The 15,001-nt window shown below is 55.7% G+C and carries 11 protein-coding genes; 4 read left to right on the plus strand and 7 right to left on the minus strand.

What is annotated here, in order from left to right; translation table 11 throughout:
* Positions 1 to 2,009: 2,009 nt before the first annotated feature.
* The 6 genes from C1N64_RS07160 to pepD all read right to left on the minus strand — a co-directional run bounded on the left by C1N64_RS07160 (position 2,010) and on the right by pepD (position 9,635).
* Entirely contained in the window at positions 2,010 to 3,077 is a 1,068-nt protein-coding gene (locus C1N64_RS07160) for a sugar ABC transporter substrate-binding protein (protein WP_394515362.1), read from the minus strand.
* A 29-nt stretch (positions 3,078 to 3,106) separates the two neighbouring features.
* Entirely contained in the window at positions 3,107 to 4,108 is a 1,002-nt protein-coding gene (locus C1N64_RS07165; protein WP_006118048.1) for an ABC transporter permease, read from the minus strand.
* A complete protein-coding gene (locus tag C1N64_RS07170; RefSeq protein WP_033738551.1) occupies positions 4,105 to 5,610 on the minus strand; it encodes a sugar ABC transporter ATP-binding protein in 1,506 nt (501 codons plus the stop codon). The genes C1N64_RS07165 and C1N64_RS07170 overlap by 4 nt, the downstream gene beginning before the upstream one ends.
* Before the next feature lie 311 nt (positions 5,611 to 5,921).
* On the minus strand, positions 5,922 to 6,893 hold the full coding sequence (locus tag C1N64_RS07175; RefSeq protein WP_033738776.1) for a threonine/serine dehydratase: 972 nt from the start codon (positions 6,891 to 6,893) through the stop codon (positions 5,922 to 5,924).
* Positions 6,894 to 6,920: 27 nt separating this feature from the next.
* A complete protein-coding gene (locus C1N64_RS07180; protein WP_375124467.1) occupies positions 6,921 to 7,913 on the minus strand; it encodes an ornithine cyclodeaminase family protein in 993 nt (330 codons plus the stop codon).
* Between the two features lie 264 nt (positions 7,914 to 8,177).
* Positions 8,178 to 9,635, minus strand: a complete 1,458-nt coding sequence (gene pepD / locus C1N64_RS07185; protein ID WP_033738557.1) for a beta-Ala-His dipeptidase — start codon at positions 9,633 to 9,635, stop codon at positions 8,178 to 8,180.
* Positions 9,636 to 9,887: 252 nt separating this feature from the next.
* On the opposite strand from pepD, the gene gpt reads away from it, so the two are divergent.
* From gpt to crl, 3 genes are all read left to right on the plus strand, one after another.
* A complete protein-coding gene (gene gpt, locus C1N64_RS07190; protein WP_006118053.1) occupies positions 9,888 to 10,346 on the plus strand; it encodes a xanthine phosphoribosyltransferase in 459 nt (152 codons plus the stop codon).
* Positions 10,347 to 10,461: 115 nt separating this feature from the next.
* Positions 10,462 to 11,715: an esterase FrsA gene (gene frsA / locus C1N64_RS07195; RefSeq protein WP_033738560.1), complete on the plus strand. Its 1,254-nt coding sequence runs from the start codon at positions 10,462 to 10,464 to the stop codon at positions 11,713 to 11,715.
* 119 nt (positions 11,716 to 11,834) lie between these two features.
* Entirely contained in the window at positions 11,835 to 12,236 is a 402-nt protein-coding gene (gene crl, locus C1N64_RS07200; RefSeq protein WP_006118055.1) for a sigma factor-binding protein Crl, read from the plus strand.
* Positions 12,237 to 12,426: 190 nt separating this feature from the next.
* Here the strand turns inward: crl and ompC are convergent, their stop codons facing one another.
* Positions 12,427 to 13,539 carry a porin OmpC gene (gene ompC, locus C1N64_RS07205; RefSeq protein WP_054634449.1) on the minus strand — a complete coding sequence of 371 codons (1,113 nt, stop codon included), beginning with the start codon at positions 13,537 to 13,539 and terminating at the stop codon, positions 12,427 to 12,429.
* 350 nt (positions 13,540 to 13,889) lie between these two features.
* Between ompC and proB the strand changes: the two genes are divergently transcribed.
* On the plus strand, positions 13,890 to 14,993 hold the full coding sequence (gene proB, locus C1N64_RS07210) for a glutamate 5-kinase (protein WP_033738564.1): 1,104 nt from the start codon (positions 13,890 to 13,892) through the stop codon (positions 14,991 to 14,993).
* Positions 14,994 to 15,001 lie beyond the last annotated feature (8 nt).

Here is a 15,001-nt window from a genome sequence, read left to right on the forward strand (position 1 = left end):
GCGCCAGCCCCTTAACAATCCCGGCGGCCGGCAGCCGTCGCTGTTCCTTCGTCTCTCACTCCGGCCTGACGGACCGTCCGGATGCGCCGTCCCTGGCGCAGCCGTCCTCTGCGCGGCCTCCCTGCCGCTCCGTCCTGGCCTCCGTTCCCTCCTCAGCGCGCCGGATGTCGGCAGGAAACCCCTGCCTGTGGGATCGTGTTACTGATGTGGTGTTGTCTGAGGATTTGTCTGTTTGCCCGCGGGGCGGAGGAGATTACGGTCGTACACCGGGAGTTTTCCGCCCGCCAGGCGACAGGGAGTTTCAGCCTGTCCGTGCAGGCGGCCGTGTTAAGGGGCTCGCGCCAGCCCCTTAACAATCCCGGCGGCCGTCAGCCGTCGCTGTTCCTTCGTCACTCACTCCGGCCTGACGGACCGTCCGGATGCGCCCTCCCTGGCGCAGCCGTCCTCTGCGCGGCATCCCTGCCGCTCCGTCCGGGCCTCCGTTCTCTCCTCAGCGCGCCGGATGTCGGCAGGAAACCCCTGCCTGTGGGATCGTGTTACTGATGTGGTGTTGTCTGAGGATTTGTCTGTTTGCCCAAGGGGCGGGGGTGATTACGGTCGTACACCGGGAGTTTTCCGCCCGCCAGGCGACAGGGAGTTTCAGCCAGTCCGTGCAGGCGGCCGGGGTAAGGGGCTCGCGCCAGCCCCTTAACAATCCCGGCGGCCGGCAGCCGTCGCTGTTCCTTCGTCACTCACTCCGGCCTGACGGACCGTCCGGATGCGCCGTCCCTGGCGCAGCCGTCCTCTGCGCGGCATCCCTGCCGCTCCGTCCGGGCCTCCGTTCCCTCCTCAGCGCGCCGGATGCCGGCAGAAACCCCCCCGCCTGTCAGTCCTGGTTTCTTTTAAAAGCGGGTGTTGTCTGTAGTGAATGTGTGCAGTGGGATTCAAAAAAAGTTTTTTATAAACATGCATTGATTCAAAACCAGCAGACTGTAGGACTTTCCGGTCACCTACAGCGACACCGGAAGTGGCTTTAACACAGAGATAGTGAAGCAGGGGGTTGGGGCGGCCTTCCCACCCGCTGAGCGGATGAGGGATTTCCGGATGAGCCGACAGGACGTCGGCGAGAGCCGGGCCGCGCCACGGATGGCGCGTCCTGGCGGTCCGCAGAAATCCTGAAGGAGCGAAGGCACCGCGAAGCGGCGGGTGGGCAGGACGGGAGCCCGGGGTCAAGGGGCCGCGGCGGCTGGCGGCCCCTTGTCGGTCGCCCGCACCGGGCTGGCTGAAACTCCAGGCCGCCTGGCGGGCGAAACCCCCTCAGCGCTTCATAAGCTGTCAGCGACTCAAACCTTCTCAACGCCTGCTCGCGCAAGCATCACTGCAACTCATTATCGGTATCCAAAGCAATAAAAACGCCTGAGCAGGCGCAAATCTCAAAGCGGGGGAGTTGGGCGGCCTTCCCACCCGCTGAGCGGATGAGGGATTTCCGGATGAGCCGACAGGACGTCGGCGAGAGCCGGGCCGCGCCATGGATGGCGCGTCCTGGCGGTCCGCAGAAATCCTGAAGCAGCGAAGGCACCGCGAAGCGGCGGGTGGGCAGGACGGGAGCCCGGGGTCAAGGGGCCGCGGCGGCTGGCGGCCCCTTGTCGGTCGCCCGCACCGGGTTGGCTGAAACTCCAGGCCGCCTGGCGAGCGAAACCCTCTCAGCGCTTCATAAGCTGTCAGCGACTCAAACCTTCCCAACGCCTGCTCGCGCAAGCATCACTGCAACTCATTATCTGTATCCAAAGCAATAAAAACGCCTGAACAGACGCAAATCTCAAAGCGGGGGAGTTGGGCAGGACGGAAGCCCGGGGTCAAGGGGCCGCGGCGGCTGGCGGCCCCTTGTCGGTCGCCCGCACCGGGCAGACTGAAACTCCCGGCCGCCTGGCGGGCGAAACCCTCTCAGCGTTTCATAAGCCGTCAGCGACGCAAACCAGCCACCTCGCGCAGCGAATTAACCGCCCCGCGTAAGCGCCACCAACAACCCATTACTTCTTATATTTTGCTTCCAGCGTCGCAAACCACGGCTGGACAAAATCGTTATTGCTGCCCCAGCCCGGAATGATCTTGTTAAGCGACGTGACATTCACAGCGCCAGGATGGCTGTCGAGCGCCTGTTGTGAAATCGACGACGCTTTAAATTCATACGTTGCAGGCGTGGTTTCACCGGCGATCTTGTTCGCCACCAGGCGCATATTCACGGCACCGATAGTTTTCGGATCGACCGCGACGGTCTGCACCCACGGGCTGCCTTTCTGGCGCATCAGCTGCAAATCCTGATTGGAAACATCAATGCTGTACAGCTTGATCTCGGTGCGGCCATTTTCCTGCAACGCTTTATACGCGCCCTGGCTGAAGGCATCCCATGCGCCCCAGATGGCGTCAATCTTGCCTTTCGGGTATTTCGCCAGAATCGTGCCCACTTTGTTGGCCGTGTCGCCCTGGACATCCGTTGATACGGCACCAATGGACTCCAGTTGATGAATGCCTGGGTTTTCTTTTAATAATTTTTCATACACCACCTGACGGCGTTCCATCGGCGGGAAACCGGCGACCCATAACTTCACGATGTTCGCTTTGCCGTTGAAGTCTTTGATCAACTGCCCCAGGGAGAGCTGCGCCAGCGAGGCGTCATCCTGGGCGGTCACCGTCACGCCGGGAATCGGGTTGTCTACCGGTGTGTCAAATACCGACACTTTAATGCCCGCGTCAGCGATGCGTTTTACCAACGCACTGGCATAGGGCGCTTTGCCGTGTGACAGCACAATACCGTCGTATTTTTGGCTGATCGCCTGATTAACAAAATCCTGAAAACGCGCGTCATCACCGTTGCTGAGGAAGGTGCTGACTTTGAAGCCCAACTGGCGACCCTGCTGAATCGCGCCTGCCACAAACTGAGTCGTGTTGTCGTCGGAACCGAGGTTACGGATGACGGCAATACGAATCGGCCCTTCATGATTGGCGATGGCGGCAGGGACAGGTGTTATGGTGTCGGCAAACGCGGCACTGGCGTTTAACAGGCTCAGGGCCAGCAGCGAGAGTGTTATCTTTTTCATTATTCTTAACTCCAGTAGAAGAATGCGTCTTAACGACGCTGTACATAAGTGATGGCCAGCGCTAAGGCCAGCACTAATCCTTTGATAATGTCCATGGCGTAATAGGGCACAGATAACATCACCAGGCCGTTTTGCAGCACCCCTAAAATGACGGCCCCGACCAGCGTACCCAGCGCATTTGGCTTACCGGAGCCGGCCAGTGAAAAGCCGATCCAGGCGGCAGCCACGGCGTCCATCAGATAACCGCTACCGGCGTTAACCTGAGACGATCCAATGCGTGAGGCCAGCAGAATACCGCCCAGTCCGGCCAGTAGTGAGGCAATCACATAGGCCAGAACGCGATAACGCGTGGTGCGAATACCGGAAAGTCGGGCGGCTTCGGGGTTTCCGCCCAGCGCATACATGCGGCGGCCGTGTTTGGTCAGCGATAGCGCCAGCTGTGCCACCACGGTCACCACCAGCATGATAATCACGATCGTAGGTACCTGACCCAACAGGTTAAAGGCAGCAGGAATGGTGCCTTCCGCCATATCGCCGCTGGGCAGCACCATGTTTTCCGTAATCGAGCCGCCAAAGCTGTAGGTCATGGCGACGCCCTGAATCACAAACAGGGTGGCCAGCGTGGCCAGCATGTCGGGAATGCGCAGCACGACGATCAGAAAGGCGTTAAACAGTCCCACCAGCGTGCACAGCGCCAGAGTGATGGCGATCGCCGCCGTGGTATCGAAGCCGTACCAGACAAACAGCGAAATGACCAGGGCGTTTGCCAGTGACGCGGTAGAGCCCACCGAAAGGTCGAAGCCGCCAACGGTCAGGGATACAGAAACGCCCACGGCAATCACGGTTACGATGGCGATAGACCGCAAAATATTGATGATATTGTTCGGCTCCAGAAAGCTGTCGGAAGCCAGGCCAAAGGCAGCGATCAATATCACCACTGTCAGCAACATGCCCCACTTATAGAGGAAATCGAACAGCTGATGGCGCAGCGATGGCGATGCGGAATTCAGGGCTAACTCTTTACTGCTCACGCAGGGGTTCCTCCGGTGGAATAGAGCAAAAGTGTCTCTTCCGTGGCGCGTTGTCCGTCTAATTCCGCCACAATACGTCCGTCCCAGAGCACACAAATACGGTCGCATAAGCCGACCAGTTCAGAAAATTCGCCAGAGGCGTAAATAATCCCTTTGCCTTCATGGGCAAGGTTGCTGATTAGCGTGAACAGTTCCGTTTTGGCTTTTACGTCCACGCCTTTGGTCGGTTCGTCGAAAATCAGGACATCGGCGTTATTGCGTAACCATTTGCCAATCGCCACCTTTTGTTGATTGCCGCCGGAAAGCCGACGTAACGGTTGGGCGGGGCCAGTCGTACGCACGTTAAGACGACGGATCACCGCTTCCGCCCAGCGCCAGGCCTGACGATGGCCGAACAGGCTCCAGCGGGAAAAACTGTCGTCTGCGCTGATACTGAGGTTCATCGCCACCGATTCGTCAATGAAGATGCCCTCTTTGCGGCGCTCTTCCGGCACCAGTGCCATGCGCTGACTCACGGAATCGTGTGGCGATCGCGGTTTCCAGCGTTTACCGTGCAGTTCACCGCGGGTAACCCGGCTTTTACTGGCACCAAATAACGCTTTGCAGAGTTCGGTTTTGCCAGCCCCGGCCAGCCCGGCAATACCCAGAATCTCGCCCTTGTGTAAACGCAGTGAGATGTCCCGGAGCAGGTGTTCATCATGTAATCCTTCCACCGCCATGAGTACGGATGAGGACTGCAATGGCCGGCGCGGAGGATAGATATCGGTCAACGGATGACCCAGCATTTTTTCAACGATTTGCTCACCGCTCAGGGAAGCCATTGGGCTGCTTTCTACCAGGCGGCCATCGCGCAGTACCGTCAGGCGATCGCAGATGGCTTTCAGTTCGTGAATACGATGAGAGATAAATATCACGCCAATACCGCTGGTCTGCAGGCGACGAACTACGGCGAACAGGCGCTCGCTTTCGTGTTGGTCGAGTGGGGCAGTGGGTTCATCAAGAATCAGAAAGCGGCAATGGTGCGACAGGGCTCTGGCCAGCAGGATTTGCTGCTTTTCCGCCAGCGAACAACGTTCGACCGGGCGTCTGACATCAATCGTGGCATCCAGCTGCGCCAGCAGGTCCCGCGCCTGACGACGCATATCGCCCCAGCGAAAGCCATGGCCCGGTTCGGCCAGTTGATCCAGCAGAATGTTCTCGGCCACGCTTAACTGGGGCACCAGCGCAACATCCACTTCCTGCTGCACCAGGTGAATGCCGAGCTTTTTGGCGTCACGCGGGCTGCGAATCGACACAGGCTGGCCGTCCAGCAGAATCTCACCGTGATAGTGACTGTGGGCACCGGAGAGTACCGCCATCAGGGTGGATTTACCCGCGCCATTGGCCCCGGTCAGGGCATGAACCGAGTGACCTTCCGTCAGAAAATCCACTGAGGTTAACGCGGCAAATCCGCCGAAATCGATAGAGATGTTACGCATCTCAAGGCGATTGACTGCACGCATCACGGAGCTCTCCATTAAAGTCACTGATCGCATTTTTTCCCGAAGCTACCGGTGCGGCAACTAACGAAAGCGCATAAGTTAGCACAGAAATTTATTAGCCATCCAGACATCTGGACATAATGGCGGCTAAAGCTGACTAAGCGCAGCAAGTTGGTGATTTAACGGTAAGAAGTCGCCTTAACCCAGCGGATTATGCTGCGCCTGGGCGTCAGTCTTTTTTAAACGGATGCGCTTTTATCTCAGGATCGGAAAATGCGACGTGGTTTTGTCGCAGACTTCACCACGTGCAGAACGCATCGCATCCGTCGCGGTTACTTCACGGCATAGATTTCGGCGAGGTCGGCCAGATCCCAGTTACCGCCCGTTAACAGTACACAGACTTTCTCAGCGGGCTTCAGGCTGACCGAGCCCGCCAGCAACGCGCCAAGGCCGATGGAGGCCGCGGGCTCGGCAATCAATTTTGCCTCACTGGCCAGCACCCGCATGCCCTGAGCAATATGCTCGTCGTCAACCAGCACAATCTCATCCACGTACTTTTCAATAATCGGGTAGGGATTGCGGCCCGGCACGCTGAGTCTTAAGCCATCCGCAATAGTATTGAGCAGCGGCAGTGACGTTGGCTGTTTGTTGATCCGACTTTGGTAATATTTCGGTGTCAGAGCGGGTTCCGCGCCAATCACTCTGACGGCAGGACGGGTTTCTTTGATTGCGGTGGCCACACCGGAGAGAAGTCCGCCACCGCCCAGCGGCACAATCACGGTATCCACATCCGGCAAATCATGCAGGATTTCGCAGCCGATCGTTCCCTGGCCCGCCATGACCATCGGATCTTCAAAGCCATGCACTACCGCATAATTGTTGAGCTCGGCAATTTCATACACCTTCTTCCAGCGGGACGCATTGTCGCCATCGAAGAGAATCACCTCTGCGCCCAGGGCACGCGTATTGTCGATTTTGATTTGCGGCGTTGTGACCGGCAGCACCAGAATGACCTTTACGCCCAGCATTCTGCCTGCATAAGACAGGCCCTGGGCATGATTGCCTGATGAACTGGAAATCATGCCGTTGGCAAACGCCTCAACGGGCAGAGAAAGGACCTTATTCAGTGCGCCCCGTATTTTAAACGCGCCGGTAATCTGCAACGTCTCCGGCTTGAGGTAAAGCTCACAGCCGACCCGTTTTTCAATTTTTTCAGCGCGGAGTAACGGCGTATGGCGAATATGGGCAGCGATGCGCTGCTGTGCGTCATGAATGTCCTGCAGGGTGGGGTACGAACGCGTCATATACATTACCTTCGTCTGAACGAAACGTTATTCAAAAAATGCAAATCCGGTTCCGTAGCCTTTTTCAAGGGCCTTGCGGTAAATGCGCCCGGCTGTCGTGTTGTCCTGAATGGCAAGCCCAGTGGAGTCAAAGAAGGTAATTTCCCGATCGTTTTCCCGGCCCGGTTTCGTCCCGGACAAAATTTCCCCGATTTCGGCATGAATCGCGTTTTCACTGATGATATTTCTGTCCAGCGCATGCCAGGTTTCTCCTTTCTGCGTGCACTGGGGCAGGGAATCCACGATCACTTTTGCCCGACTAAAAATCTGCGGGTCAAACTCCTGTTTACCGCGCTGATCGGTGCCAATGGCGATGATATGCGTGCCGGGCGGAATCCAGTCGGCCTCAATCAGCGGACCTTTGCCCCGGGTGGTGGTGATAAGAATATCGGCTTGCCCGACCGCCGCCTGACAGCTGTGCGCGATAATGACCGGAATACCTGTGGTGCTTTCAATGTCCGCTTTGAAAGCCTGACGGGTGGCTGGCGTTCGGCTCCAGGCATGGATTTCCTCAATATCCATTACCCGGGCGATCGCCTGGATTTGCATTCTCGCCTGATTGCCAGTGCCAATCGCGGCGATTTTTTTGGCATTTTTACGTGCCAGTGCTCTGACGGAAACAGCGCCCGACGCACCGGTTCGCAGACCGGTAACCAGGCTACCGTCCATCACACAGCACAGGGCGCCGCTTTGGGCATCAAACAGGATGATCGTGCCCATACCGCCCGGCAGACCAGGACGGGACGGGTTTTCTGAAAAACCGCCGGAGGAGGCTTTCATCGAAATCAGTTCGTTGGTGCGGTAATAGCAGGTTTTAAAATCAATCTCGCCACGGGGGGCGGGCAGGTGCAGGCCGATATAGTCAGGCTGTTCCACCAGGCCGCCGTTAAAGGCCCTGTAGGCTTCGTCGACGGCTTCAATGACATCATCAATGCTGATGAGCTGTCGGACATCTTCTTTGGTGAGTAATAAGGTCTTCATGCGTCCTCGGGTCGTGTCAGACGAACGATTCCCGACTAGCGCAATGGTGTTAAAACGCGGTCGGGAAAAGAGGGATTCCCGACATTATTACACTGGTGTTGCAACAGAAAATGCCAATCTGCACCCCGGAGAAACGCTTTAAACTGTTTTAGCGACGGGTGACGAAAGCTAATGCTCGGGTAAGTGTGACGGCGGAAAGGCGAGCGAGGCGCAAAAAAAGGGCTTATGCAGAACATAAGCCCTTAATCTTATGGTGTACGGATTTTATTTCTCCGGCACCACATTCAGCAGTGTAGTCAGCAGCTTCCAGTACAGGCCAACGCTTTCGATATGGACCTGCTCATCGGGGGAGTGCGGACCTGTGATGGTTGGGCCGATCGAAACCATATCCATGTTGGGATAGGGCTTTTTAAACAAGCCACATTCCAGACCCGCGTGGATCACCTGAATATTGGGTGTTTTGCCAAACAGGGCGACATAGGTTTCACGCGTCAGGGCCATGATGGGCGAGTCGGCATCGGGCTGCCAGCCAGGATAGCCGCCTTTTGGTTTGGTCTGCGCGCCCGCCAGCTGGCCGAGTGAGGTCAGCATCTGCACCACATAATCACGTCCCGTGTCGATCAGCGAACGAATCAGACAGTTAATTTCCGCTTTGTCGGCATCCATCGTCACAACGCCCACATTAAGTGAGGTTTCCACAACGCCTTTGGCGACATCAGAGTTGCGGATCACGCCGTTCGGAGTGCTGTTTAACAAATTCAGGAAGCGATCGCGGCTTTCACGGCTCAGCGCCTCGCCCTGATGGGCAACCGGTTCGCTGACAAAAGCAATATTCTTCTCTTTCACGCCGTGCTCATTCTGTACCGCGGCCAGGAAGCTGGCGGCGGCCGATTTGAGGTTATCCACTTTGCTGCTGTCGACAGAAACGGTTGCAAAGGCTTCGCGAGGAATCGCGTTGCGCAGTGTACCGCCGGTGAACGCAATCAGGCGAAGATCCAGCTCTGCCGCATGCGCGGTCAGGAAACGGGCCAGCAACTTATTGGCATTCCCCAGGCCCATATGAATATCCGCACCTGAGTGACCGCCACGCAGTCCTTTCAGGGTGAACTTCAGGGTTTCAAAACCGGCAGGAACCGCTTCGCGCGTCAGGGGCAGGGTTGTGATGAAATCGATGCCGCCTGCGCAACCCATGTAGATCTCACCTTCTTCTTCCGAATCGGTGTTGATCAAAATGTCAGCCTGCAGCCAGCCTGGCTGTAAACCAAAAGCACCGTCCATACCGGTTTCTTCGGTCATGGTGAGCAGGACTTCCAGCGGGCCATGGGTCAGGCTGTTGTCCGCCAGTACCGCAAGGGCCGAGGCCATACCAATCCCGTTGTCGGCGCCCAGCGTCGTCCCGCGCGCTTTCACCCATTCGCCATCGACATACGGCTGAATAGGATCTTTGGTGAAGTCGTGAACGGTATCGTTATTTTTCTGCGGCACCATATCAAGGTGTGCCTGCAGGGCCACGGGCGTGCGTTTTTCCATACCGGCGGTCGCAGGTTTACGAATCAGGATATTGCCGACCTGATCGCGCTCACACCAGAAGCCTTGTTCTTTGGCCCAGTTAACAATGTAGTTAGCCAGCGCTTCTTCATGAAAAGAGGGATGAGGAATCGAGCAGATTTTGGCGAAAAAATCCCACAGCGGCTGTGGAGAGAGTTGAGACAATTCAGACACGACAAGTCTCCTGTGTCAGTGCGCCGGCTTTGCCGGACAGTGCGAAGTTCCAGTGAAAGATCGCCGTCAGTGAACTGACGAGATAGGGCGAGAATATCACTGTTTTTCGTTCTGTGTGTCATTCACCGCGCTAAAAAACCGCAACCAGCCGCCAGGTGCTGGTTTTTAGCGCGTCATGTCCTTATAATCTCGCGCAACCTTTTCCCCGTTGCACATTTTTTAAGCCACACTGACTGGCTGGGATTCCTATTTATGAGCGAAAAATACGTCGTTACCTGGGACATGCTGCAGATTCATGCCCGTAAACTGGCTCAACGCCTGCTGCCTGTTGAACAGTGGAAAGGCATTATTGCAGTGAGTCGCGGCGGTCTGGTACCGGCTTCGCTGCTGGCACGTGAACTGGGTATTCGCTATGTCGATACCGTGTGTATTTCCAGCTATGACCACGATCATCAGCGTGAAATGAAAGTCCTGAAACGCGCCGAAGGCGATGGTGAAGGCTTTATCGTGATTGACGACCTGGTGGATACCGGCGGTACCGCACAAGCCATCCGTGAGATGTATCCGAAAGCGCGCTTCTGCACCATCTTTGCAAAGCCTGCCGGACGTGCGCTGGTTGATGACTATATCGTTGATATTCCGCAGAACACCTGGATCGAACAGCCATGGGACATGGGCGTGGTTTATATTCCACCGATTGTCAAAGGCTGATTGACGCAACACAAACAACGCCCGGTTTTCCGGGCGTTGTGCTTTCTGCGCCTCGCGACTTGCCGTGCAGTACAGTAAACTTAACTGCTGCTGTCTGTGTTGTTAGAGAGGTGATATGTCTGGCAAAAACCTGAGCGTTGAGCTGTTTAAACCTCGCTTTAAACATCCCGAAACGTCGTCGCTGGTACGCCTGCGTCGGCATGCCACGCATGAAGTGCATTCTGCCCTGGATGGCGACAGCCGGCGCGGCTGGTATCGGATGCTTAATAAGCTGATGTGGACATGGCGGGGCGTGCCCGCGCAGGAGATCAGCGAGGTACTGGCGCGTATTGCAATCAGCGATGTTGAGCACACCAACCCTGCGCTACTGGATACGGTAATAGGTTATCGCAACGGTAACTGGAACTACGAGTGGAGCAGACAGGCAGGTCGCTGGCAACAACGTGCACTGGACGCGAAAGAGGACGCCCACGACCAGGCCGGGCATGACTGGCTGCACGCGTCTCATCTCTACAGTGTGGCCGCGTACCCCTATATTAAAGGCGATGAACTGGCGGATCAGGCGCAGGCCCTGGCCAGCCGCGCTTATGAAGAAGCGACCCGCCGCTTACCCGGGGAACTCAAAACGCTGACCTTCCACATTGAAGGAGGCAGCCCCGTCAGCGGTTTTTTGCATATGCCGCCTGGCGTGGAAGCCCCTTATCCCACCGTGATGTTTTGCGGTGCGCTGGACTCGCTGCAAACTGACCACTATCGTCTCTTCCACGATTATCTTGCGCCGCGCGGCATCGCTATGCTGACACTGGATATGCCGTCCGTCGGGAACGCCATCAAGTGGAAGCTCAGCCAGGATACCAGCTTTCTGCATCAGCAGGTGCTGCGCGATCTGGCTTCTGTTCCGTGGATCGATCACACGCGTGTAGCGGCGCTGGGTTTTCGCTTCGGTGCCAATGTCGCTGTTCGTCTGGCCTATCTGGAAGCGCCGCGTCTGCGAGCCGTAGCCTGTCTCGGGCCCATCGTACACAGCCTGCTGACACAAAATACCTTGCAGAACAAAGTACCGGATATGTATATGGACATGCTGGCCAGTCGGCTTGGCATGGCAGGCAGTACAGACAGCGCCTTGCGGGCGGAACTGCTCAGCTACTCGCTGAAAAATCAGGGGCTACTGGGACGTCGAACTGCCACGCCCATGCTGTCAGCATACTGGTTCAACGATCTCTTCAGCCCTGAGGAGGAAAGCAAACTGATCGCCAGCTCTTCAGCACAAGGTAAAGCGTTGTTAATTCCGGTAAAACCGGTAGCGGCCAGTTTCGATAGCGCCCTGAATGAAATCTGCGACTGGCTGGTACAACGTTTAAAAAGATAGCTGGCAAAATTGACAGTGTTTGCTACAACTACTAGCTGGAATCATTCGGATCGTTGCAAGACAATGCAGCATGGCTGCTGCGGTTCGAGATATAAAGCCTGTCCTAATGGAGAATTAGCATGACGTTACCGAGTGGTCATCCCCGCAGTCGCCTGCTTAAACGCTTCACGGAACTGGGACCTTACATACGCGATGGAAAATGTAGTGAAAATCGCTTCTTCTTCGACTGCCTGGCTGCCTGCGTAAATGTTAAACCTGCGCCTGAGCTGCGAGAGTTCTGGGGCTGGTGGATGGAGCTGGAAGCGCAAGCCGATCACGTTACCTATGTGTATCATATTGGCCTGTTTGATAAAGAGGGCGACTGGTCTGTCGCCACGATCAAGGGCAAAGATAATTCAGCCCGCGTGGAAGAAACGCTGCGTAATTTCCATGGCCGTTTAAAAGAGACGTTGAAAGAGTTTGAACTGGATCTGGTGCCCGCTAGTGACTTCGATGAAAAACCGATAAAACTCAGCGCCTGAAACTGAAGCCCCTGCGGGGGCTTTATTGTCAGGATCGATCCCGCTCAGATTGCCCTACAGGAAAGGGCGAGTGATGGTCACTCGCCCTTTTAACAGACACATTCACATTGAGGGTAAAGCACTAAACCTCTCCATCACGCGGGCCGTCATTCCTTCGACAGCCTCTCTCGTCAGGCGAAGCTCAGATTCATCAGAACTGGTAGGTCAGGCCGACAGCAACGATGTCATCGTTGTTAAGCGCCAGCTTGTTGTCTTTATCCAGTTGGTTAATTTTGTAATCCACAAACGTCGACATGTTTTTGTTGAAGTAGTAGGTGGCGCCCACGTCGATATATTTAACCAGGTCTTCGTTGCCGATACCGTTTTCGATATCTTTGCCCTTGGTCTGCACGTAGCCAATAGAAGGACGCAGGCCGAAGTCAAACTGATACTGCGCAACCAGCTCCAGGTTTTCTGCTTTGTTGGCTGAGCCTGAAACGGAGCCGCCAGCGACACGGTTTGTTCCACTGATAGGCGTCATGTTGCGGGTTTCGGTATAAATCGCGGCCAGATAAATACTGTTGGCATCATATTTCAGGCCCGTGCCCCATGACGTTGCTTTATCGCCATGACCATAGGTGCCAGCCTGTTGTGAATTGGTACGGTCAGAAGAAGTGATTGCACCCAGTACGCTCACACCAGAGTCAGCAATCGCATAACCCAGTGAGGCACCATAGCCATCACCATTCTGGCGTGTAATATCGGTACGGCTGTTTGCGGAAGTCGAGTCATTTTTACCCTGATACTGCAGGGCAAACTTCAGACCATCGACCAGACCAAAAAAGTTGGTGTTACGGTAAGTGGCGACGCCAGAAGCGCGCTGCGCCATAAAGTTATCCGTACGGGCTGTACCGTCACCACCAAATTCCGGGAAGACGTCAGTCAGCGATTCAACGTCGTACAGTACGCCGTAGTTACGGCCATAGTCGAATGAACCGTACTGAGAGAATTTCAGACCGGCAAAGCCCAGACGGGTTTTGTTGCCTGTATTAGCATCGCTGCCTTCAGAGTTGTTAGCATTGTACTGATATTCCCACTGGCCATAACCGGTCATCATATCGTTAATCTGCGTCTGGCCTTTGAAACCGATACGCACATAAGATTTGTCGCCATTTTGACCAGCATTATCGCTCATGTAATGCTCGGCTTTTACCTTACCGTAGAAATCCAGCTTGTTACCGTCTTTGTTATAAACTTCAGCGGCCTGAGCGGCAGAGGTCAGCGCCAGAGCAGAGACAACGATTGCCAGTGTACTTTTCTTCATTTGCTATCAATCCCAATGAGTAAAATGCTTATATCCTCACTATTTTCTTGCTGCAGGCAGGGCTGCCTTATTCTCCGGTCGCTCAGTGAACGCACCAGGGGGCATTCATTTGCCGCCTTGTTACATCAAGAAAACTTTTGAGGCATTAGTGAAAATATTTGTAAAACACCGACTTTTTACCGATGAATGATGAAGTTTTTATGACAACTTTTATGTTTTGTTGTTAAAGGGGAACTTTTGGTCTACTCCGCACTCTGCAAAATTTGCAGCTTTTCCCTTACTGGCTGTTGGCTTCCCTCACCGCACCTGTTAAAAAGTCGGTTCACAGAAATTTTTTACGGCAGGACAACATGAGTGGCAGTCAGACCCTTGTGGTCAAATTGGGTACCAGCGTGCTTACCGGCGGTTCGCGTCGGTTAAACCGGGCACATATGGTGGAATTAGTGCGTCAGTGCGCGCAGCAGCACGCCGCCGGCCATCGTATTGTGATTGTGACCTCCGGCGCGATGGCGGCCGGTCGTGAACATCTGGGTTACCCCGAACTGCCGCCTACCATCGCCTCAAAGCAGCTGTTAGCTGCGGTGGGGCAAAGTCGTCTGATCCAGTTGTGGGAACAGCTGTTTTCTATTTACGGTATTCATATCGGGCAGATGTTACTGACCCGTGCTGATATGGAAGATCGCGAACGCTTCCTCAATGCCCGCGATACCTTACGGGCCTTGCTGGACAACCACATTGTGCCGGTCATCAATGAAAATGACGCCGTTGCCACGGCGGAAATTAAAGTGGGCGATAATGACAACCTCTCTGCGCTGGCGGCAATGCTGGGCGGGGCAGACAAACTGTTGTTACTGACCGATCAGCAGGGATTGTTTACTGCCGATCCGCGCAGTAATCCGGATGCCCAGTTAATCAGCGATGTGCATATCATTGACGACGCACTGCGCGCACTGGCGGGCGGAAGCGTATCCGGGTTGGGCACGGGCGGCATGTCGACGAAGCTGCAGGCTGCCGATGTCGCCTGCCGGGCCGGTATTGATGTCATTATTGCGGCCGGAAGTCGTCATGGCGTGATCAACGATGTGATTGAGGGCAAGCCCGTCGGTACACTGTTTCATGCTCAGCAGACGCCGCTGGAAAACCGTAAACGCTGGATTTTCGGTGCGCCGCCCGCCGGAGAGATCACCGTGGATGACGGTGCGCTTGCTGCGATTGTTGCGCGCGGCAGTTCGCTGCTGCCAAAAGGGATCCGCGAGATTCAGGGGAATTTTTCCCGTGGTGAAGTGATCCGTATCCGCAGTTTGCAGGGGCGCGATATTGCGCACGGCGTCTCGCGCTATAACAGTGATGCGATGCGCATGATTGCGGGTCACCATAGTCAACAGATAAGCGAGATTCTGGGCTACGAATATGGGCCGGTTGCCGTGCATCGCGACGACATGATCGTCAGTTAAGGAGTACA

The sequence above is a fragment of the Pantoea sp. SGAir0215 genome (genome assembly GCF_043543215.1).